Origin of the sequence: Parasedimentitalea maritima (genome assembly GCF_005771405.1) — a bacterium.
Classification (GTDB): Bacteria; Pseudomonadota; Alphaproteobacteria; order Rhodobacterales; family Rhodobacteraceae; genus Parasedimentitalea; species Parasedimentitalea maritima.
Genome location: NZ_VAUA01000001.1, coordinates 532,226 through 554,135, shown reverse-complemented (window position 1 = coordinate 554,135; position 21,910 = coordinate 532,226). Strand labels below are relative to the sequence as shown.

General features: G+C 54.4%; 23 protein-coding genes. 17 read left to right on the top strand and 6 right to left on the bottom strand.

What is annotated here, in order from left to right:
- The first annotated feature begins 135 nt into the window (after positions 1-135).
- From FEE96_RS02800 to FEE96_RS02740, 13 genes are all read left to right on the top strand, one after another.
- Positions 136-999 carry a branched-chain amino acid aminotransferase gene (locus FEE96_RS02800; protein ID WP_138161466.1) on the top strand — a complete coding sequence of 288 codons (864 nt, stop codon included), beginning with the start codon at positions 136-138 and terminating at the stop codon, positions 997-999.
- Entirely contained in the window at positions 992-2,062 is a 1,071-nt protein-coding gene (locus FEE96_RS02795; protein WP_138161465.1) for an AbrB family transcriptional regulator, read from the top strand. Before FEE96_RS02800 ends, FEE96_RS02795 begins: the two co-directional genes overlap by 8 nt.
- 21 nt (positions 2,063-2,083) lie before the next feature.
- Positions 2,084-2,539, top strand: coding sequence for a universal stress protein (locus FEE96_RS02790; protein ID WP_138161464.1), 456 nt, complete (start codon positions 2,084-2,086; stop codon positions 2,537-2,539).
- Positions 2,540-2,713: 174 nt separating this feature from the next.
- A complete protein-coding gene (locus FEE96_RS02785) occupies positions 2,714-3,280 on the top strand; it encodes a NifU family protein (protein WP_138161463.1) in 567 nt (188 codons plus the stop codon).
- Entirely contained in the window at positions 3,270-3,866 is a 597-nt protein-coding gene (gene tsaB / locus FEE96_RS02780) for a tRNA (adenosine(37)-N6)-threonylcarbamoyltransferase complex dimerization subunit type 1 TsaB (RefSeq protein ID WP_138161462.1), read from the top strand. Before FEE96_RS02785 ends, tsaB begins: the two co-directional genes overlap by 11 nt.
- Positions 3,859-4,293, top strand: coding sequence for a GNAT family N-acetyltransferase (locus FEE96_RS02775; RefSeq protein WP_246079251.1), 435 nt, complete (start codon positions 3,859-3,861; stop codon positions 4,291-4,293). The genes tsaB and FEE96_RS02775 overlap by 8 nt, the downstream gene beginning before the upstream one ends.
- 167 nt (positions 4,294-4,460) lie before the next feature.
- Positions 4,461-5,456 (top strand): BMP family lipoprotein, encoded by a 996-nt coding sequence (locus tag FEE96_RS02770; protein ID WP_138161461.1) that lies wholly within the window; start codon positions 4,461-4,463, stop codon positions 5,454-5,456.
- A gap of 69 nt (positions 5,457-5,525) precedes the next feature.
- Positions 5,526-5,882, top strand: a complete 357-nt coding sequence (locus FEE96_RS02765) for a nuclear transport factor 2 family protein (protein WP_138161460.1) — start codon at positions 5,526-5,528, stop codon at positions 5,880-5,882.
- A complete protein-coding gene (locus FEE96_RS02760) occupies positions 5,879-7,411 on the top strand; it encodes an ABC transporter ATP-binding protein (RefSeq protein WP_138161459.1) in 1,533 nt (510 codons plus the stop codon). Before FEE96_RS02765 ends, FEE96_RS02760 begins: the two co-directional genes overlap by 4 nt.
- Position 7,412: 1 nt before the next feature.
- Positions 7,413-8,507 (top strand): ABC transporter permease, encoded by a 1,095-nt coding sequence (locus tag FEE96_RS02755; RefSeq protein WP_138161458.1) that lies wholly within the window; start codon positions 7,413-7,415, stop codon positions 8,505-8,507.
- Complete coding sequence (locus tag FEE96_RS02750; protein WP_138161457.1) at positions 8,507-9,481, top strand: ABC transporter permease; 975 nt, start codon at positions 8,507-8,509, stop codon at positions 9,479-9,481. Before FEE96_RS02755 ends, FEE96_RS02750 begins: the two co-directional genes overlap by 1 nt.
- 321 nt (positions 9,482-9,802) lie before the next feature.
- Entirely contained in the window at positions 9,803-10,723 is a 921-nt protein-coding gene (locus FEE96_RS02745; RefSeq protein ID WP_138161456.1) for a sulfite exporter TauE/SafE family protein, read from the top strand.
- A gap of 2 nt (positions 10,724-10,725) precedes the next feature.
- The gene (locus FEE96_RS02740) at positions 10,726-11,490 is read left to right on the top strand and encodes a TIGR02186 family protein (protein WP_138161455.1); all 765 of its coding nucleotides are present in this window, start codon (positions 10,726-10,728) and stop codon (positions 11,488-11,490) included.
- A gap of 44 nt (positions 11,491-11,534) precedes the next feature.
- Here the strand turns inward: FEE96_RS02740 and FEE96_RS02735 are convergent, their stop codons facing one another.
- The 5 genes from FEE96_RS02735 to ccrA form a co-directional block, all read right to left on the bottom strand.
- The gene (locus tag FEE96_RS02735) at positions 11,535-12,269 is read right to left on the bottom strand and encodes an SDR family oxidoreductase (RefSeq protein WP_138161454.1); all 735 of its coding nucleotides are present in this window, start codon (positions 12,267-12,269) and stop codon (positions 11,535-11,537) included.
- Positions 12,266-13,792 carry an ATP-dependent DNA helicase gene (locus tag FEE96_RS02730; protein WP_138161453.1) on the bottom strand — a complete coding sequence of 509 codons (1,527 nt, stop codon included), beginning with the start codon at positions 13,790-13,792 and terminating at the stop codon, positions 12,266-12,268. Before FEE96_RS02730 ends, FEE96_RS02735 begins: the two co-directional genes overlap by 4 nt.
- Positions 13,793-13,856: 64 nt before the next feature.
- Entirely contained in the window at positions 13,857-14,495 is a 639-nt protein-coding gene (locus tag FEE96_RS02725) for an acyl-homoserine-lactone synthase (protein WP_138161452.1), read from the bottom strand.
- 91 nt (positions 14,496-14,586) lie between these two features.
- Positions 14,587-15,306, bottom strand: coding sequence for a helix-turn-helix transcriptional regulator (locus FEE96_RS02720; protein WP_138161451.1), 720 nt, complete (start codon positions 15,304-15,306; stop codon positions 14,587-14,589).
- A 385-nt stretch (positions 15,307-15,691) separates the two neighbouring features.
- Positions 15,692-16,978, bottom strand: a complete 1,287-nt coding sequence (gene ccrA / locus FEE96_RS02710) for a crotonyl-CoA carboxylase/reductase (RefSeq protein WP_138161449.1) — start codon at positions 16,976-16,978, stop codon at positions 15,692-15,694.
- Positions 16,979-17,519: 541 nt separating this feature from the next.
- On the opposite strand from ccrA, the gene FEE96_RS02705 reads away from it, so the two are divergent.
- The 4 genes from FEE96_RS02705 (at position 17,520) to deoD (ending at position 21,168) form a co-directional block, all read left to right on the top strand.
- The gene (locus FEE96_RS02705) at positions 17,520-17,855 is read left to right on the top strand and encodes a hypothetical protein (RefSeq protein WP_138161448.1); all 336 of its coding nucleotides are present in this window, start codon (positions 17,520-17,522) and stop codon (positions 17,853-17,855) included.
- A gap of 167 nt (positions 17,856-18,022) precedes the next feature.
- Complete coding sequence (locus FEE96_RS02700; protein ID WP_138161447.1) at positions 18,023-19,987, top strand: protein meaA; 1,965 nt, start codon at positions 18,023-18,025, stop codon at positions 19,985-19,987.
- A gap of 136 nt (positions 19,988-20,123) precedes the next feature.
- Complete coding sequence (locus FEE96_RS02695; RefSeq protein ID WP_138161446.1) at positions 20,124-20,441, top strand: H-NS histone family protein; 318 nt, start codon at positions 20,124-20,126, stop codon at positions 20,439-20,441.
- Between the two features lie 22 nt (positions 20,442-20,463).
- Entirely contained in the window at positions 20,464-21,168 is a 705-nt protein-coding gene (deoD, locus tag FEE96_RS02690; protein ID WP_138161445.1) for a purine-nucleoside phosphorylase, read from the top strand.
- Here the strand turns inward: deoD and FEE96_RS02685 are convergent.
- Positions 21,161-21,829: a glutathione S-transferase family protein gene (locus FEE96_RS02685; protein ID WP_138161444.1), complete on the bottom strand. Its 669-nt coding sequence runs from the start codon at positions 21,827-21,829 to the stop codon at positions 21,161-21,163. The two genes, deoD and FEE96_RS02685, sit on opposite strands and share 8 nt — an antisense overlap.
- Between the last annotated feature and the right edge of the window lie 81 nt (positions 21,830-21,910).

The window sequence follows — 21,910 nt, the reverse complement described above, 5'->3', positions numbered from 1 at the left end:
TAACTAATTTTCGGCAGACCGTCGCGCCGTTTGCGGTGCAAAGCAACGTGGTCACCGCAATGCATAAAGGTCTGGACGGCTGACCCATCTCTGCCTAGGCTTCGCAAAACTCCATTTCTTTCTTGAGGCACCCCCATGGCAACCGGCAGCAATATCCGCACCTATTTCAACGGCAGCTGGCAGGACGGCAATGTCCCTATCATGCGGGCGGCAGATCACGCGGCCTGGCTTGGCTCTTCTGTGTTTGACGGGGCGCGCCTGTTTGATGGCATGACCCCGGATCTGGATTTGCACTGTGCCCGCGTCAACCGCTCGGCTGAGGCCCTGATGCTGGCCCCTACCGTCACCACCAAAGACATGGTTGCGATCGCACGCGAAGGTCTGGCGATGTATGACAAAGGCGCAGCGGTCTATATCCGACCGATGTACTGGGGCATCGACGGAGATGTGACCGCCATTGTACCCTCAACGGATACCACCGGGTTTGCACTGTGCCTGGAGCAAATTCCGATGGCGGCGGCCACAGCAACGACCACCCTGACCCGCTCCCGGTTCCGTCGCCCCGTGTTGGACAGTTCAGTGGTCAATGCCAAAGCAGGTTGCCTGTACCCCAACAACGCCCGGATGCTGACCGAGGCGCGCGCCAAGGGATTTGCCAACGCACTGGTACTGGATGCGCTGGGCAACGTTGCTGAAACCGCCACCACCAACGTCTTTATGGTGCGGGATGGTGAAGTGTTCACACCGATCGCCAATGGCACCTTCCTCACCGGTATCACCCGTGCCCGCCACATCACCAATCTGCGCGCCAATGGCGTCACCGTGCACGAAACGGTGCTGGGCTATGCTGATTTTGAAGCAGCAGATGAAGTCTTCTTGTCTGGCAACATGAGCAAAGTCACCCCGGTCACCGCATTTGACGACCGCCAGTACCAAATTGGACCCGTCGCAAAACAAGTGCGCGAGATGTACTGGGACTGGGCCCAATCCAATGGCTGACACCCGTCAAGGCATCGTGACCCTTGTCATTGGGGTGATCGGTGCTTTGGTGGCGCTTAGCCTAAACATGCCCATGGCCCTATTGGCCGGGCCCGCCGTGGCAGTTGCGATGGCCGGTCTGTGGGGCATTCAGACAAAGATTGCCTCGGGACTTCGCAACACTGGTTTTTTACTGGTCGGGTTGAGTATCGGATCACTGATTGGTCCAGATAGCATCCACGCTATGATGCGCTGGCCTATTGCCTTTGCAATACTGGGTGTTCTGACACTGATCACGCCGTGGATCGGGCAGTGGCTTATTCCCCGGCTGTTGCCGTTCGACCGGCACGAAGCCTTCCTTGCCTCTGCTCCGGGCCACCTGAGCTTGGTTATTGCTCTTGCCGACAGCTTGTCCCTGTCTTTGACCCGGCCCGTGGTTTTAGCCTCTATCCGCCTTATGGCGCTCACGCTGGTGATCCCCCTTGCCGCGCAGGCTGCTGGAATGGATATCGGCCCCGGCTTGCCTCGCGGTTTTATCACCTCGTCTTGGGTCTGGGTCCTTATGCAGATTGCCGGAGCGGTGGCTCTGTCACCAATTTTGCACTGGCTAAAGCTGCCGGCCCCAACCCTGTTGGCCGGAATACTGGTGGCAGCGACAACTCACCTTGCCTCGCTGACCACCGGAACACTTCCGGACTGGCTGGCACAGGGTGCGCTGATTTTGATGGGCAGCCTGATCGGCACCCGGTTTAGTGGCATGAGCTGGCAAGAGCTGCGCCACAGCTTGTTGGCGGGACTCACTATCGTCGTGCTGACTTCGGGACTCGCCATTCTTTTCGCGCTACCAGCCGCCCATATTTCAGGACTACCGATCATCGATGTTTTACTTGGATTCGCACCGGGTGGTCTGGAAACAATGATCATAGTCGCGGCAGCGATGGGGGCTGACCCCAGTTTCGTTGCTGCCGCTCATGTGTTTCGCCTTCTCGTACTCGCAATTGTTCTGACGCTTTATGCTACAAAAATCCACAAACAGTCCGCTAAGGAAATGAATGGACAGCGGCCAAACCCTCGGGCAGATTAAGTAAGATTGTGGAGGACCGTAATGCGCAAATTTCTTGTGGTGCTGGATGACAGCCGTGAATGCCTGAACGCCATGCGCTTTGCCGCTATGCGTGCGGCCAGTACTGGCGGTGGAGTAGAGATCCTGTCGGTCATTCCACCGGATGAATTCAATCACTGGATTGGCGTTGGCGAGATGATGCGTGAAGAATCCCGTGAACGTATTCATGCGCATTTTGAAGTTTTTGCCAAATGGATGCGCGATCGTCAGGGTATTGACCCGGTCTTGGTCATCCGCGAAGGCGAACCCGTACCGGAAATCATCGCCCAGATTGAGGAAGATCCTGACATTGGGGTGCTGGTTCTGGGTGCAGGCAATGACCGCAAGGGTCCCGGCCCGCTGGTGAGCCAACTCAGCCGCTCGTCGGGTAGCCTGCCTATCCCGATTACGGTGGTGCCGGGCGATCTGTCCAAAGAAAAGCTGGAAGCGATCACCTGAACCTAGAACGACGCTAGAACCAAAGACTGTGTCGGCCGTCACGCGCAGGGGTGGCAGCTGCCCATGGGGTGGCATTGCGCGTGAAAACAGGACACACAAAGATTAGAATCGTTCTAATCCTTGACTTGCCCTGCCGTCGAGCGCATATCGGTATCAGCTTTACGGAGACCCAACATGTTTATTCAGACTGAATCCACGCCGAACCCGGCGACGCTGAAATTTCTTCCGGGTCAGACCGTGTTGGAGGTTGGCACAGCTGACTTCCCGACCGCAGAAACAAGCGGAAAATCACCTCTGGCAACACGCATTTTTGCGGTAAGCGGCGTTGCTGGCGTGTTCTTTGGCAATGACTTTGTCACTGTGACCAAGGCCGAGAGTGTTGAGTGGGATCACATTAAGCCAGCCATTCTGGGCGCGGTAATGGAACATTACCAATCCGGTCAACCTGTGATGGCCGACGATGGCACCGCCCCAGCATCAGGTCATGCTGAGCACTCCGGAGAAGACGGCGAAATCGTCGACCAGATCAAAGAACTGCTGGACAGCCGCGTCCGCCCGGCCGTGGCACAGGACGGTGGTGATATCACCTTTCACGGCTTTGACCGCGGCGTTGTATACCTGCACATGCAGGGGGCCTGCGCTGGCTGCCCCTCTTCTACCCTGACCTTGAAGATGGGCATCGAAAACCTGCTGCGCCACTACATCCCCGAAGTGACCGAGGTCCGGCCCGTTGCCGTCTGAACCACTGATATTGGGATTTGACACATCGGCCGCGCATTGCGCGGCCGCTTTGCTGCGTGGCGACCGGATCCTTGCTGAACGACTGGAACTGATGAACCGCGGTCAGGCCGAACGGCTGATGGTGCTGCTGGAAGAGGTTCTGGCTGAAGGCGGCGTCAGTTGGCAAGATCTAACCGCGATTGGTGTGGGCGTTGGCCCCGGCAATTTCACTGGCATCCGCATTGGAGTCTCTGCCGCGAGAGGACTAGCGCTGGGGCTTGAGATCCCTGCCGTTGGTGTGACTGGTTTCGACGCCCGCAAGGCAGCGGGCGAACTTGCTGCGATCCCCGCCCCCAGAGAGCAAGTCTATGCTGCCCTACCGGGCCAAGCACCGCGTCTGATGCCTGCGCCTGAAGCAACCCAGGCCGCACGCGATGCCGGGCTGATCTTTGCGCCTGAGGCAAGCCCACCAGGACTCGCTGCCGCCATTGCACGTTACGCAGCATTGCACTTTGAAACAGTGACCGAAGCGCCTGCCCCGCTGTACCTGCGCGCAGCAGATGCGGCCCCGTCGCGAGATGTACCGCCGACGTTGATTGATGACTAAAGCATTATCACCCTTGGCAATGGCCACCACCCATGCGGCGGCGTTTACGCAATCCCGCCCATGGTCCGAGGCTGAATTTAAAGATTTGCTGGACAGTCCATTTACGTTTGTGGTGGGTGATGCACGCTGCTTTGCACTGGTGCGTGTTATAGTGGACGAGGCTGAGCTGCTGACCATCGCCACCCACCCTGAACACCAAAACCAGGGATTAGCGAACGCTTTGATGTTGGATTGGCAAAGCACCGCAAAACAACGCGGTGCGCAAACCGCCTTTCTGGAAGTGGCCGCAGACAACGACGCAGCGTGTCACCTTTATCGCTCAACAGGCTACTCTTCTTGCGGGAATCGCCCCGCTTATTATGCGCGCGAAACAGGTCGATCAGTGGATGCGATACTGATGCGACGGGCCATAACGCCGAACAAATAGCTCTTGACCTAAGGCCAAGAGGCCGGAATCACACCAAATGGTCAAAAAGCGGTTGACCCCCTGCCCGGGCTACGGCCTTAATTGCTGCACCCTTTGAGAAACATCTCAGACTTGGGCGGCTGGCTTTGCTAAATGCCCCAAACAAAAACAAAACCGGGAGTACCCAAATGACTCTGATGAAATCCCTGATGGGAGCCGCTGCTGCTATGGCACTGACCGCTGGTGCAGCTCTGGCCGAGCCAGCCCTGATCTTTGACCTTGGCGGCAAATTCGACAAATCCTTCAACGAGGCTGCCTTTAACGGCGCGCAGCGTTGGGCCGAAGAAACTGGCGAAACTTTCCGTGAGATCGAACTGCAGTCCGAAGCTCAGCGTGAGCAGGCTCTGCGCCGTTTTGCTGAAGTGGGCGCAAACCCAATCGTCATGGCTGGCTTTGCCTTTGCTGATGCACTTGGTCAGGTCGCTGCTGATTATCCAGACACCAAGTTTGTCATCATCGACATGGTTGTTGATGCGCCAAACGTGCGTTCGGTTGTGTTCAACGAGCACGAAGGCTCGTACCTGGTTGGCATGATGGCGGCGCAGGCTTCGAAGTCCGGCACCGTTGGCTTTATTGGCGGCATGGACATCCCGCTGATCCGTAAGTTCGCTTGTGGCTATGCCCAGGGTGTTATGGCTGCAAACCCAGACGCCAAGGTTATTGCCAACATGACTGGTACAACTCCGGCAGCGTGGAATGACCCAGTAAAAGGTTCCGAACTGACCAAAGCCCAGATCAGCCAAGGTGCTGACGTTGTATACGCTGCGGCTGGTGGTACCGGTGTAGGCGTTCTGCAAACTGCGGCTGACGAGAACATCCTGTCGATCGGCGTTGACAGCAACCAGAACCACCTGCACCCAGGCAAAGTTCTGACCTCGATGATGAAGCGCGTCGACAATGCTGTATTTGCAGCCTTCACAGATGGTGTTGATATGGAAACCGGCTTTAACGTCATGGGTCTGGCCAATGGCGGCGTCGGCTATGCATTGGATGACAACAACGCTTCGCTGGTCAATGCAGACATGCAGAGCGCTGTAGATACGGCATCCGCCAAAATCGCCAGCGGCGAACTGGCTGTTCACGACTATATGTCCGACGACAGCTGCCCGGTTCTGAACTTCTAAGCCACTTAGTTGCAACCAAAATGAAGGGCCGCGCCACGCTGGCGCGGCCCTTTTCCCAGGAGTAGCTTGATGTCATCTTCTATCACTCGCTTTTTCGACACATGGGGCATGACAGATGCCACCTCTTGCGCCGTAGCTGTAATCTCAGTTGTCAGCGAAGACGTCTATTGCGCTGATCCCAGTACTCCGACCTCGCTCAACGGTGTGCCCTCGCGGGTTGATTACATTGCGAAGATGACCGCCAGCCGTCCAGGTTCAACCATCAAAGTCTCGGGCCAGAGTACACACAATGGCCACGCCCCCGCGACGTTTGATTTTATAGCCGATGGCAAACTGGGAATGCGCGGTCAGCATTTTGCTGACCTGAACAACGAAGGAAACATCACCCGCATGGTCGGATTTATCGGAATAGGAGATGGCGCGTGACAGTAGCTCCTGCAATTGAACTCAAAGGCATTTCCAAAGCCTTTGGCCCGGTCCAGGCCAACAAGGACATTTCTATCAGCGTCGCCCCAGGCACCATTCATGGTATCATTGGTGAGAACGGCGCAGGCAAATCAACTCTGATGAGCATCCTTTACGGCTTTTACAAAGCCGATAAGGGCGAAATCTGGATCAACGGCAAGAATACCGTCATCCCCGACAGTCAGGCCGCCATCGCCGCTGGTATCGGCATGGTGTTTCAGCATTTCAAATTGGTGGAGAACTTCACCGTTCTGGAAAACATCATTCTGGGTGCCGAAGACGGTGGGCTGCTGAAACCATCGCTGTCCAAGGCGCGCAGAATTCTGAAAGAACTGGCGGCCGAGTACGAGCTGAACGTCGACCCGGATGCGCGTATCGACGAAATCGGTGTTGGCATGCAGCAGCGGGTCGAAATCCTTAAGGCGCTGTATCGTCAGGCCGATATTCTTATTCTGGACGAACCCACCGGGGTTCTGACACCAGCCGAGGCCGACCAGCTGTTCCGCATCCTTCATCGCCTGCGCGAAGAGGGTAAAACCATCATCCTGATCACCCACAAGCTACGCGAGATCATGGATACCACCGACACCGTGTCGGTGATGCGTCGCGGTCAAATGACAGCCACCGTGAAAACCGCTGAAACCAACCCAGCGCATCTGGCCGAGCTGATGGTGGGCCGCAAGGTGTTGCTGCAAGTTGACAAAGTACCGGCCAAGCCCGGCGCTCCGGTTCTGGAAATCGAAAACCTGTCAGTTCACGATGAAGACGGTGTTGAACGGGTCAAAGGCATCAACCTGCAGGTCCGTGCCGGAGAAATCCTTGGCATCGCAGGCGTTGCCGGCAACGGCCAATCTGAACTGCTTGAGGTTTTAGGCGGCATGCGTGGGGGCACAGGCTCTATCCGTATGAAAGGCGAAGAGCTACCGCTCCACGGCCCCGGCTCGCATGGTCAGGCCCGTCGTCGCGCCCATATTGCCCACGTACCCGAAGACCGCCAGAGCGAAGGTCTGATCATGGACTTTCACGCCTGGGAAAACGTCGCCTTTGGCTATCACCGAGATCCAGCTTATCAGTCGGGCCTGTTGATGAACAACGCCGCCCTGCGCGCCGACACCGAGGCCAAGATGGCCAAATTCGATGTGCGTCCTCCAGATCCATGGCTCGCGGCCAAGAACTTCTCAGGCGGGAACCAGCAAAAGATTGTTGTGGCCCGCGAAATTGAGCGCAATCCGGAACTGCTGCTGATCGGCCAACCCACACGTGGCGTCGACATTGGCGCCATTGAGTTCATCCACAAACAGATTGTGGAATTGCGCGATCAAGGCAAAGCGATCTTGCTGGTCAGCGTCGAGTTAGAGGAAATCCTATCACTGTCTGATCGTGTGGCGGTGATGTTTGATGGTCACATCATGGGCGAGCGTCTGCCGCATGAGACTGATGAGAAAGAACTGGGCCTGCTGATGGCCGGTGTCGCCGGGGAGGCCACATAAGATGGACAAGATGCCCAAATGGGCCGATGTGGTGCTGATCCCGCTGATCAGCTTGCTGTTGGCCGCAATTATTTCTGCCCTAGTGATCCTGGGTATTGGTGAAGACCCAGTTGAGGCCGTCAAGTTGATGGTTGATGGCGCACTGGGGTCGACCTATGGCTGGGGCTATACGCTCTATTACGCCACCAATTTCCTATTTACCGGCCTCGCCGTTTCGGTGGCGTTTCACGCCCGCATGTTCAATATCGGCGGCGAAGGTCAGGCCATGCTGGGGGGCCTAGGGGCCGCACTGGTGTGCCTGTTCATTCCATGGCCTCATTGGTCGCTTGCGCTGATCGCAGCGGCTACCGGTGCAGCTATCTTTGGTGCAGCCTGGGCCGCCATTCCGGCCTATCTGCAGGCCAAACGCGGCAGCCACATCGTGATCACCACAATCATGTTCAACTTTATCGCGGCGGCGGTGCTGAACTATTTCTTGGTGAATCTGCTGCGCCCTGCGGGATCGATGGACCCGGCCACAGCGCGCTTTCCTGAAGCCGTCCACCTTCCCAAGCTGCATGACATTCTGGCGCCACTGGGCATAGAGTTTTCAAATCGTGCACCGGCCAATATCAGCTTTCTGCTTGCCATTGCGGCCTGTATCTTTGTCTGGCTGCTGATCTGGCGGACCAAATTGGGCTTTGAAATCCGCTCGTTTGGCAAATCCGAGCAAGGCGCACTCTATGCCGGGATTTCTCCGGTCAAAATCACCATGATTGCGATGCTGATTTCCGGCGCATTGGCAGGCATGATGGCCACTAACAACGTCATGGGTGAAGCTGAGCGTTTGGTACTGAACTCTACTGAAGGCGCGGGCTTTATTGGTATCGCCGTGGCCTTGATGGGCCGATCGCATCCCTTTGGCGTATTCTTGGCCGCTATCCTGTTTGGATTTTTGTACCAGGGCGGTGCCGAGCTGGCGCTGTGGACAAAAATCCCGCGCGAGTTGATTGTGGTGATTCAGGCCTTGGTGATCCTGTTTACTGGCGCATTAGACAACATGGTTCGGATGCCGCTTGAAAAGATCTTTGTTGCACTGCGGAAGGGTAAAGCCTGATGGATATTTTCGCACTATTGGACCTTTCCGTCCTCGACAGCACCGTCCGGCTTGCAACTCCTCTGCTGCTGGCATGTCTTGCCGGGTTGTTCAGCGAACGTGCCGGTATCTTTGACATCGGTCTTGAAGGAAAAATGCTGGCTGCCGCGTTCTTCTCGGCCGCCATTGCTGCCACCTCAGGCAACGTCTGGTACGGCCTCTTGGCTGGTATTGCTTCGTCTTTGGCCCTGGCCGGTCTGCATGGCCTTGCCTCGATCACGTTCCGGGGCAATCAGCTGATTTCCGGTGTCGCCATCAACTTCCTTGCTGCGGGTATGACGGTTCTGATCGCACAGAACATGTTTCGTCAGGGCGGACGTACTCCTTCTCTGATCGGAGAGGGGAGGTTTGAAGGCATACCGCTTCCCTTTGCCGAGGCCCTTCGGGATGTCCCAGTGATTGGTCCTGTCTATTACGAAGTGATCTCTGGCCATTCCATTCTTGTCTATCTGGCCTTTGCTCTGGTGCCGCTGACTTGGTGGGTGCTCTATCGCACCCGGTTTGGGCTGCGACTGCGTGCGGTGGGTGAAAACCCGGCGGCGGTTGATACCGCGGGGGTATCTGTCATCGGACTACGCTTTGCGGCTGTCGCGATTTGTGGTGTTCTATGTGGTATTGCCGGGGCTTACTTGGCAACGGGCTTGCAAGCTGGTTTTGTCAAAGACATGACGGCAGGGCGGGGCTTTATCGCCTTGGCCGCGCTCATCTTTGCCAAATGGAGACCATGGCACGCATTGTCTGCGACATTGCTGTTTGGATACTTGCAAGCCATTGCACTGCGCCCGGATATCATCGAAAGCGCACTTGGTTTCAAAGTTCAGGTGCAATTGCTAGACGCCCTGCCCTATATCTTGACCGTGGTGATCCTGGCTGGCTTTGTCGGCAAAGCCATTCCGCCAAAGGCCGGTGGTGAACCCTATGTGAAAGAGCGCTGACCCACAAAACGCTTCAATCCTAACAACGTCCGGTCCTGCGCCGGGCGTTGTCGTTACTGATGACCAAAACTCCCGCCCGTCGCTTGCGCATCTGCGATGCCCGCTCCCGTTGGGCATGGCGCCGTGCTATGCACGGCGCCAGGCCCAAGTTTGTTCAGGTTTTACCGGCAAAGCCGGTACACCCTGCAACCGCGGGAGACTTCCTTGACTGAATACCTTTCGACCTCAATAGGTCCAGTTTTGCCACGCAGATCAGTCCTGTGTGCTGCACGGCGGCATCCACAGTTGATTTTACGTAAATCTCCGGTCTAACTAGACCTTATGCAGATTTACCTTCCTATCGCCGAAGTTTCGGTCAACGCTTTCCTGCTCCTCGGGTTGGGGGGCATGGTCGGGATATTGTCCGGCATGTTCGGCGTTGGCGGTGGCTTTCTGATGACGCCGTTGCTGTTCTTTATCGGCATACCACCCGCTGTGGCTGTCGCCACCGAGGCCAACCAGATTGTAGCCTCTTCTTTTTCGGGGGTCCTGGCGCATTTCCGAAGACGAACGGTTGATATCAAGATGGGGTTGGTCTTACAGGCCGGTGGTCTTGTGGGCGCCGCGCTGGGGGTCTTGGTTTTCAATTACCTGAAGGCCATGGGACAGGTCGATCTTCTGGTTAAACTTTGCTACGTAGTTTTCCTTGGCGTCGTCGGCGGCCTCATGTTTATTGAGAGCCTCAATGCCATCCGCAAGTCCAAGAAAGCTGGCGGAGCCCCCGCTGCACGACGTCAACGCAGCTGGATTCACGCCTTACCATTGAAGATGCGCTTTCGCACATCAGGCCTGTATATCTCAGTCATTCCACCCGTCTTGGTCGGCATTTGCGTCGGTATTCTGGCTGCCATCATGGGCGTTGGTGGTGGATTTATCATGGTTCCAGCAATGATCTATATTCTGGGCATGCCCACTAAGGTTGTGATCGGGACCTCGCTGTTTCAGATCATTACAGTGACCGCCTTTACCACCATGCTGCATGCCACCACCAACTACACTGTAGACATTGTTCTGGCGGTACTTTTGCTGATCGGTGGCGTCATTGGCGCCCAGATTGGGACCCGGATCGGTGTCTATATGAAGGCTGAGCAACTGCGAATTCTGCTGGCGCTGATGGTCCTTATTGTCTGCGGCAAGCTTGCTCTCGACCTGCTGCTGACCCCCTCCGAGCTGTTCTCGCTTGGCGCTGGCGGAGGACATTGATCATGCGTCGCTTGCTCATCGCCGCTTTGCTATTTGCCTTGCCCGTTCAAGCCGCCGAAGAAGAAGTTGTGCTAGGCCTCAGCCAAGACCGGGTTGCAATCACTGCAAACTTTGATGGGTCCGAGATCCTGATATTTGGGGCTGTGAAGCGTGAAACGCCAATCCCTGACACTGAACCTCTTGAAGTCATTGTGACCGTATCGGGCCCCGACCATCCGGTACTTGTACGACGCAAAGAGCGTAAGCTGGGCATCTGGGTCAATGTCGACTCGGTCTTGGTTGATTCTGCACCCAGCTTTTATGTCGTAGCCACCAGTGCCCCATTCGACCAGGTGCTGACGGATATCGAAGACCTGCGCTATCGCGTTTCGATTGAGCGGGCAATCCGTTCGGTTGGGGCAGCGATGCATATCCGAGGAGCTCAGGAATTTGCTGACGCAGTAATGCGGGTACGGGCGAACGAACAGCTTTATGCTGTGCGCGAAAACACCGTAGCCGTTGATCAGCAGACGCTGTTTCGGACCGCCATCGATATGCCTGCCAATTTGACCGAAGGCGACTATACTGCCCGTATATTTCTAACCCGTAGCGGCAAGGTGGTTTCCAGCTACGAAACCACCATCGACGTGCGCAAGGTCGGGCTCGAACGGTTCTTGTTTACGATGTCACGCGAACAACCGTTTCTCTATGGGCTGATGTCGTTGGCAATTGCTATCGCTGCAGGTTGGGGCGCATCTGCAGCCTTCCGACTGTTGCGCAACAACTAAACACCGCATCCACCACCGATAGGTGGATGCAGTCGCGCGCAGAGTTAGCCGCGCCCGATATAGGGCATTTTGGTAGCCATCACTGTCATGAACTGCACGTTTGCCTCAAGCGGCAGTTGCGCCATATGCAGCACCGACCGTGCAGCATCTTCGACTGCAAAGCTATGCATTGGTTCAGCCTCTGGATCATCCTGTTGCAACCGATAGCCCAGATCCTCGACCATGGGTGTACGGGCGTTGCCGATATCAATCTGTCCACATGCAATATCAAAAGGACGCCCATCTAGGGACAGGCTGCGCGTCAACCCAGTGACCGCCGCTTTGGTCGTGGCATAGGGCACCGAATTGGGTCGAGGCACATAGGCCGCAATCGAGCCGTTGTTGATGATGCGCCCGCCCTGAGGCGACTGCTGCCGCATCTGCCGGAACGCTGCACGCGCTGCCAGGAACATGCCGTTTAGGTTCACGTTCACCGAGGCAAACCAATCATCGAGCGCAATCTCGTCGATCGTACCACTTGCGGTGAAAATACCCGCATTGTTGAACATGACATCCAGACGACCAGCCTGCATGGCGAACCGGTTAAATGCACCATCAACGGCTGCCGGATCGGTCACATCTGCAGATAGAACAACCGCGTTGGCGTGGCCCTCTGCCACTTCCTCTAGTGCGGATTTTCGCCGTGCCAACAGGCCAACCTGCCAACCTTCGACTAAAAACAGCTCTGCGACAGCGCGGCCAATGCCTGAACTGGCCCCCGTAATTAAAATCGACTTCATTCGTCCTGTGCCTCCAGCTTCAGTGTCGCTGCAGGTGCAGCCCGTAAATCATCTACCCTTAGCGGCGCACTTGGCTTGGCCAACCGGTTGCGAACAACCCAAATCAAACGTTCCTGCGCCCGGGTGATGGCGACATAGGCCAGCCGTTTCCACAGCGGTTGTCCAGCTTCAACCCGGCCCATCCGCGCTGCAACAAAGAGATCAGGTGCAAACACTTGGGTGGTTGCCCATTGAGACCCCTGCGCCTTGTGTATGGTCACAGCTGCACCATGCAGAAAGGTTGCCCCCATGCGGGCAGCGAAGGGAATAAAGGGTTCTTCCTCGTCCGGTTTTTCAATCTTCACAATTGAAGCCGCCGATACTTGTGGATCTTCTGCCCCCATCACATGCAACCGTGAAAAACCCGGCTTGCGACCTGGCCCAAGATAGATCACCTGCGCCCCTTTGATCAGGCCACGCGCCTCGAGGTCCAAGCGCTTCTTGCGGTGCTTCATTGGCAGTTCGATACCGTCGCAGATCAACGGTTCGCCCTCCATCAACTCATCTTCGGGTGCCCCATGTACGGTTCGAAACGCATTGATCAGCTTAATTCGGGTCGCATTGCGCCAAACCAAAACCGGAGATCGCGACATCAGGTCAACCTCGACCCGCTGTCCCCAAACAACCCGCTCATCCCGCTTGGCGGTGTCCTCGATCATCCGCTCAAAATCCTGAAATGTCAGTTGCGGATCGGCAAGAGCATGAGCGAGATCAAGGATCGGATTGTCGGCGTCCTGCCGGTGAATACGGTGCAACTCCAACTTGCGCTCTTCGGGTAGCGCGTCAAACACCATAGAGCCCGATTGGTTTACCGGTGCCAGCTGGGCTGGATCTCCAAACAGCAACAAGTTTGGGAAAATCTCTTTCAGATCATTAAACTGGCGCTCATCCAGCATCGAGGATTCATCAACAAACCCAATGTCCAATGGCTCTTCGCGACGCTTCCATCCAGTGATAAAGTCTGATCCGCGCAAACCAGCAGACGCCATCGCACCAGGAATTGATTTATTGCGCTCATAAAACGCTGCCGCACGGGCCAGCGCCTCTTCGGTCAGGCCCTCAATTTCCGGAGGGTCGCCTTTGCCGGTCAACCATTCGGCCAACCGCTCATATTCTGGATCATACATCGGTGTATATAGAATACGGTGAATTGTAGTCGCTGGAACGCCGCGCAACCGCAGAACCGAGGCTGCCTTGTTTGTGGGCGCCAAAATTGCCAGCGTACGGCGGTCACCTTTTTTGCGGCTCTCATAGTCCCCAGAAACCACTTCCACTCCAGCCTGTTCTAAAGCTTTGTACAGCTCTGCCAGCAAAAGTGTCTTGCCCGATCCGGCCTTGCCGATCAAGGCCATCACGCCTCCTTCGCCGCGGGGGGGCTGCAGCAGGCCATCGTCCAAGTCGATACCTGCATGGCGCAACATTTCAATGACGCTGTCATAGGCAGCGGCTTGATCTTCTGAGAACTGAATGGGGAGCGATGTCATGGCGCGACCCTACAGGCGTGGGGCTGGCTTCACCAGAGGCCAACCCCGCTATCCCCCCATTCTATTAAGCACTCAATGCCATCGGTTGTTCAGCTGCCATTCCAAAGGACCGATCAAACCACATCTGCGATTGTTCGGGCGTAATCCCCGCCCGCTGTGCAACATTTAGGTAAATCTCACGCGAGTACTCCCACAGGCCAAGACTAATCCGGTCACGACCTTCGCCAACACTACCAATCACCTCAGGTGAAAAACCCAAGCTGCGATAAATCCGGATCATTCTATGGTCAAAAACACCCGTCAGATGCTCAACACTAAAGTTACGCATGATCTCTGTTCCACCAAGGGTCAAAGCCCCGGCCACATGTGAGCTCGCCTTGCGTGAGAGGCAAAACCTGGTGCATTCCCAAATCAATGGGCTACAAATTTGGGTTCCACCGTTAAGATTTCTAAACACATCATTAACCATAACTGGACCCGTTGTTGGCAAAAATCGCATGGACCCACCATGTGATCCATCCGGCTCCTCCCAAATTACGTAGAGCGGATTCAAATGATCGTATTGGTCGCGTTCTTCGCCGTTTTCATCAACGTTTACTGCCCAGCCAAGCCGGGTTTTAAATTGATCAGCCCTATCCTTGAACATGGAATGTGCCAGATCAGAAAATTTATGAAGGTCCGTAGCGTAAATATAGCGCAGCATAGCTGTCCCCTTTTGGATTAAAGTGGGGAAAACCTACGGTCAGAATGGTTAATGGTTCATAATTTTAACGTTAAGAAATGGAAACAGACCGTTAAACAACAATCAGCCCGCGTGCCATTGCCTGAGCAATTGCATGTGTGGTATTTTGCGCGCCCAGTTTATGTCGGGAACTTTCAATATATACTCTAAGGGTATGTTCGGAAATTTCCAGCGTCTCTGCCACTTGCGCGCGACTGTGCCCCATCGCCAACAGTGTCATGGCATCGATCTCACGCGGGGACAAAGCACGCGATTGTTCTGGTGCCCGTTCGGTCTCAAACTCCAATGCCTTTCGATTGAAGAAATGAGCCATCAGAATCAAGTCGCGGCTGCGCTTTTCTGTAAACTTCTCCCAAATTTCATCGGAACAATTGTGGCTGGTTGTAAAAAGAGCAAACTGCCCGTTGGGACCCCGGATTGGCACCGAGTATCCTTGGTTCCCAACACCATGTTTTAGAGCATCATCAAGAAATGCTCTTGCAGGTTTACCACTCCAGTCCAACCGTTTCCAATCTACAGGGTGGAAGCGCTGAAAGCAGCCCGCAATTACCGGATCAACACGCACATAATTTTTGTCTTGGTATCGGTCGATCCAGGCTTGAGAATAAGTTCCAAAATAGTAATGATCACCTGCGCTATCGACCCAGTGATACATCATGTGATCGATAGCAAAGAGATCGCGCACCCTTTCTATGATCTCCTGAAGACCCTCAAGAGTGTTGGTCACCTCCAACGACTCTAAAATTTGATCCAACCTGACTCTGTTCGCCATCCGTCTGCGCACCAGCTTTTTCTTCCTGGGACGAAATTTCAGCCTGCGCAACTTTGAGAGTTTCACCCAAGTGCTCAGCCACAGCCCCGAGACCATTTGCAGTGGCAAAAGCTTGAAGGTCAACGAGAACGTCTAGCAACCAGTCATTTTCAGTCATTGCAGTGCCCTATTCCGCAAAATTATCGTCAACCGGCAATAACATGCATACATACGACATGAATACTCACCGTTTCTTACTCCCCCAAAATGGTGAGGCGGCGCATTACAAGCTTATGAAATCAAACATCACGACCATTGGTTGCGAAAACGCCCGCAAATCAGCAAGTGATTCGCGGGCGCAGGTACAATTGGGCTGCAAGCAAAGCCCACAACTGTGAGACAGGCGTTATTGACCTGCCTCCAGAACGTCCTCAAGGGTGCGCAATCCTGTTTTTGGCGCCTGCACCAATACCGACATATTGCCCGGTTTATGTTCATTGCGGAGCATTTTCATATGGGCGTCTGGCAGGTCGGACCAAGAAAATACTTCAGACATGCAGGGGTCCAAACGACGCTCCAGCATCAATTTGTTAGCCGAAGCAGCCTGCTTCAAATGGGCAAAATGGCTACCCTGCAAACGTTTTTGGTGCATCCACATGTATCGCACATCCAGCGTCAGGTTGAACCCAGTGGTTCCTGCGCAGATCACCACCATGCCGCCCTTTTTGCAGACAAATGTCGAAACCGGGAAGGTCGCCTCGCCAGGGTGTTCGAACACGATGTCGACATTGTTCCCTTTGCCGGTAATTTCCCAGATCGCCGCGCCAAATTTGCGGGCCTCTTTGAACCAGGTGCCATATTCTGGGGTGTTCACCGTTGGCATCTGTCCCCAGCAGTTGAAATCTTTGCGGTTCAAGACACCCTTGGCGCCCAGACCCATAACAAACTCACGTTTGTCTTCGTCTGAAATCACCCCAATCGCATTGGCGCCAGCGGTATTGATCAATTGGATTGCATAGGAGCCCAAACCACCTGATGCACCCCAAACCAACACATTCTGCCCTGGTTTCAACTCGTGTGGGTGGTGGCCAAACAACATCCGATACGCAGTCGCAAGCGTCAGTGTATAACAAGCGCTTTCTTCCCAGGTCAGATGTTTGGGGCGTGGCATCAGTTGCTGCGCCTGCACACGTGTGAACTGCGCAAACGAACCATCCGGCGTCTCGTAGCCCCAAATCCGTTGGCTGGTCGAGAACATCGGATCGCCACCGTTGCACTCTTCGTCTTCGCCATCATCCTGATTGCAGTGGATCACGACTTCATCGCCAACTTTCCACTTTTTAACTTTGTCACCAACAGCCCAAACTATCCCAGCCGCATCTGATCCGGCAATGTGGTATGGTTGCTTATGGCCATCAAAAGGGCTGATCGGCTGCCCCAAGGCTGCCCAAACGCCGTTGTAATTGACTCCAGCAGCCATCACCAGAACCAACACATCGTGACTATCTATTGCAGGGACATCCACAACCTCTTGCAACATCGCGCTGTCCGGATTGCCGTGGCGTTCTTTACGGATCGCCCAAGCGTACATCTGCTTGGGGACATAGCCCATCGGTGGCATCTCACCCATCTCATACAGATCTTTTTCAGCGGCCTCGTACGATAGCGTATCAATGTTGGTGTCCAGAGCCATATCAGCCTCCAATTTGCCTCATTATGCCGCGATGCAGAATCGTGGCTTTCCCTAGGAAATAGAAACGGGTGAGAAATAAAGCAACCGTTTTTGCCATCTTTTTGAAATTTTATAACCCTGATCTGTCATTTATACATTTTCCAGCTATCGGTTTTCGACTTCACGCCTCCAAAACCCAGCCATCGCGACAATCTGAAGTAAAGTGTGGAGCTACCTCGAATGGGTTCAAGTGGAAAAAACGGCCACACTTACCGATTGCTTCACCCTGCTCGGATATGTGGAATTTCACAGCGCGACCAAATGATCGAACAGAGCTGATAGCAGTTCAACAACATCGAAGACCGCTATTCTACACGACACACACCCACTCAGCTAAAGGTTGAAGCAAAAGCTACTTTGCCTGAAAGTGCGATCGGGCTTGTCACAACCAATTGTTGCCACATCAAAAATCTACACTAATATGTATGGAGAAACACTGTCAAACCCGCGTAGGTCTCGTCAGAGGGCAACGCCAAATGTAACTCTGATAAGAAAGAATCCCATGCTTTCCAAACGTCATCTGCTCACCGTTTTAACCGCATTTGCAATATCAGCAACAACGGCAATTCCGGCCGCTGCTCTGGATCGACGAGTGCGAATTGTAAATCAAACGGGTTACGTTCTGGTCGAATTCTATGGATCCAACAAAGGGTCTCGCTCTTGGGAGGAAGACATCCTGGGCCCTGACGTATTAGGGTCTGGTCAATCTGTGATGATCAATTTTGACGACGGCACCGGCTATTGCAAATTTGACTTCAAGGCCGTGTTCGACGACGGCGACGAGTTAATCAGAAAAAATGTCAACATCTGTGAAATCGGCACCTATACCTATAACTGACGCACCGCGTAGCTCTAGAACAAAAGCAAGCGCACCTACCAGAAGTAGGTGCGCTTTTTTGAGGAAAAATTCTGAATTGCCGCAACGCAGCGAATTGACAGAGGTGCATTCTTTCACGTATCCAGCTCGAGACGAAATAAAATTTCACTCAAGACGCAGGGCGCCTGATGACAAATACAGACCACCAGCAAGGTAAGTCAGATCGCCCCTGGTTGATCCGGACCTACGCAGGCCATTCAACCGCCACCGCTTCAAACGCGTTGTACCGCAGTAACCTTGCTAAGGGCCAAACCGGGTTGTCGGTGGCTTTTGATCTGCCAACCCAAACCGGATATGACAGCGACCACACGCTGGCTCGTGGCGAAGTTGGCAAAGTGGGGGTCCCTGTTTGTCACTTGGGCGACATGCGCGCCTTGTTTGACCAGATCCCTTTGGATCAGATGAACACCTCGATGACGATCAACGCCACCGCCCCCTGGCTATTGTCGCTTTATATAGCTGTGGCTGAAGAGCAAGGCGCGGATATACGCGGCCTTCAGGGCACTGTGCAGAATGATCTGATCAAAGAATACTTGAGCCGAGGCACCTATATTTGCCCACCTAAGCCCAGTCTGAAGATGATCGCGGATGTTGCCGAGTACTGTTATAGTAACGTGCCCAAGTGGAATCCGATGAATGTCTGTTCTTATCACCTGCAAGAGGCAGGCGCGACACCAGAACAGGAACTGGCGTTTGCTTTGGCCACCGGGCAGGCCGTGCTGGACGAATTGCAGCCACGGGTTCCAGCCGAAGATTTCCCGGCATTGGTTGGGCGGATTTCCTTCTTCGTCAATGCTGGCATCCGCTTTGTCACCGAAATGTGCAAGATGCGCGCCTTTGTCGACCTGTGGGACGAGATTTGCGAAACGCGTTATGGTGTTAGCGATCCAAAATTTCGCCGCTTTCGGTATGGTGTGCAGGTCAACTCTCTGGGACTGACGGAACAGCAGCCAGAAAACAATGTTTACCGTATCCTGATCGAAATGCTGGCCGTTACCCTGTCAAAGAAGGCCCGCGCCCGTGCGGTACAGCTACCCGCCTGGAACGAGGCATTAGGACTACCACGGCCATGGGACCAGCAATGGTCGATGCGGATGCAGCAGATTCTAGCCTATGAAACTGATCTGTTGGAATATGAAGACCTATTCGAGGGCAACCCGGCAGTTGACCGTAAAGTCGAAGAATTAAAGACAGGCGCTCGCGCTGAACTGGCCAACCTTGAAGGGATGGGCGGCGCAGTGGCATCGATCGAATACATGAAATCACGCTTAGTGGATTCTAATGCCGAGCGGTTGAACCGGATTGAACGCAACGAAACCATAGTGGTTGGCGTCAACCGCTGGACTGAGGGCGAACCCTCACCGTTACAAACGGAAGATGGCGGCATCATGGTCGTCGATCCTGCCGTCGAGCAAGAACAGATTTCTCGCCTGAACGATTGGCGGCAAGATCGTGATGACGCTGAGGTTCAAGCAGCCTTGGTGGCGCTGCGGGCAGCAGCCAAAGCCGGTGACAATATCATGCCACCGTCAATCGCCGCGGCCAAAGCCGGTGTCACCACCGGTGAATGGGCAGAAGAAATGCGCAAGGCCCATGGAACCTATCGAGGTCCCACCGGAGTGTCAGGGTCAGTATCCAACAAAACCGAAGGCTTGGATGAACTGCGTGAAAAAGTAGACGTGGTCAGCGACAAATTGGGGCGCCGTTTGAAGTTCCTTGTGGGTAAGCCAGGACTGGACGGACACTCAAACGGTGCGGAACAGATTGCCTTTCGTGCCCGAGACTGCGGGATGGATATATCCTATGATGGTATCCGCCTGACGCCCGCCGAACTTGTGGCCGCAGCGATTGAAGATCAGGCCCATGTAGTTGGCTTATCGATCCTATCGGGGAGCCACTTGCCATTGGTTCAGGAAACAATAGACCGCATGCGTGCCGCTGGTCTTGCACATATTCCGGTGATCGTCGGTGGTATTATTCCTGACGATGATGCGAATACTCTAAAACAAATGGGCGTCGCCCGCGTTTATACCCCAAAAGATTTCGAACTAAATTCAATCATGAGTGACATCGCCATATTGGCGACGCCCTAAATGGTTGTAGCGCAATAATAAAAATCAAGCGGCAACACAAAAAATGAGAAAAAGGCGCTTAAATACGTCTCCCAATTGGGCCATAAGCTGATACGCGCTAATTAGTTGGCGTAGGTACTACAAATTGGAGACTCAAATGACCCTCAACCTTGCGGAAATGTCGCGCAAAGATCTTCTGCAACTCAAAACTGATGTTGATGAAGCCCTAAAATCCGCCGAACAACGTGAGCGTCTAGCGGCATTAAAGGCTGCGGAACAGGCTGCCGCAGAATTCGGTTTTTCGCTTGAGGAAATTTCTAATGGCGGGCGTCCGGCAGGCAAACGTTCAAAAGCTGCTCCCAAATATCGGAACCCGGCGAACCCAGAAGAAACCTGGACCGGCCGCGGTCGCAAGCCGCATTGGATTCATACTGCCTTGACTTCTGGCGCTGATATCTCTGATCTGGAAATCTGATCCAGAAGCGGAGATTTAAAACATGACGATTCATATTGGCGCCGCAAAGGAAGATATTGCGGAAACCGTCTTATTGCCGGGCGATCCCTATCGCGCAAAATGGGCGGCTGAAACATTTCTGTCAGATGTGCGTCTGGTGAATGAAGTGCGTGGGATGCTGGGGTTTACGGGAACCTGGAAGGGACATCGTGTCACCATCCAGGGCAGCGGCATGGGAATGCCGTCGCTGTCGATTTACGTCAATGAGTTGATCCGAGACTTTGATGCCCAGACTTTGATCCGAATTGGATCCTGTGGGGCCATGCAGGACAAGATCAAACTACGTGACGTGATTGTAGCTATGACCGCCAGCACCCTGAGCACCCCATCCCGTGGGATCTTCAAAGAGCTGAACTTTGCCCCCTGTGCAGACTGGGCCTTGTTGCGTGCAGCAGTCAACGCAGCCGAGGCTAAGGGATCTACACCTCATGTTGGCGGTATCTATTCTTCGGACGTGTTCTATGATGAACGCCCTGATCTGAATGAACAGATGGTGCGACACGGCATTCTTGGCGTCGAAATGGAAGCCGCTGAACTGTATAATCTGGCCGCGCGCCATAGACGGCGCGCGCTGGCTGTACTGACAGTGTCTGACCATCTGATCACCGGCGAAGCGCTACCTTCGGATCAACGGGAACGCAGCTTCGCCGAAATGGTGGAGATTGCATTGGAAGCTGCCTTTAGCTGACCCCACTGCGCGCCCGCTCTCCCATTGGACCGGGGCGCCGCGCCAAAAACGACATTAGCCGTGCCGGATACCCATCTGGCACGGCATTTTTAATTGAGGTGCGATTGGTCAGCGCAAACCGCCAGGCTTTCAAAGTGGGGAATGCTGCCAGAATCTCCTGATCTAAAATGAGATCAAAAGTATCAAAGTATCGAAAAATTGTTCCCCAGACCGCATCGACCATATGGAATTGTTCGCCTTGGAATAGTGGGCCATCCAATTCTGCCTCAATCCGCGACAATTTGGTCGATAGCGCAGATCGCGCTTGAGCAAATGAATTCTGGTCGGGCGCGTTGTAAAATGTCCCAATTGTTTTCAAAACATCCGAACCAAATTCGATCCACGCGCGATGTCGTGCCTTGTCCAGTGGATCGCTGGGATGCAGCGTACCTGGGGTGACTTCGTCCAGATACTCGACAATAACCTGACTTTCAAAGAGCACGCGACCCTCCGCTTGAAGAAGTGGAACACGCCCCAGCGGAGAAATCCTCTGGAACCACTCAGGCTTGTTGGCAAGGTCAATATAGCTGCGACGGTGCGGTATTTGTTTTTCTGTCAGCACAATGACGGCGCGCTGCACATAGGGGCAAAGATCGTGGCTGATCAGGTGGTAGTCAGTCATTGGGCACTCCATTTAGATGCACTTGCATCGATATGGCGCCACCACCTTGCATGTCAATGCACTTGCATCTAAATAGTAAAA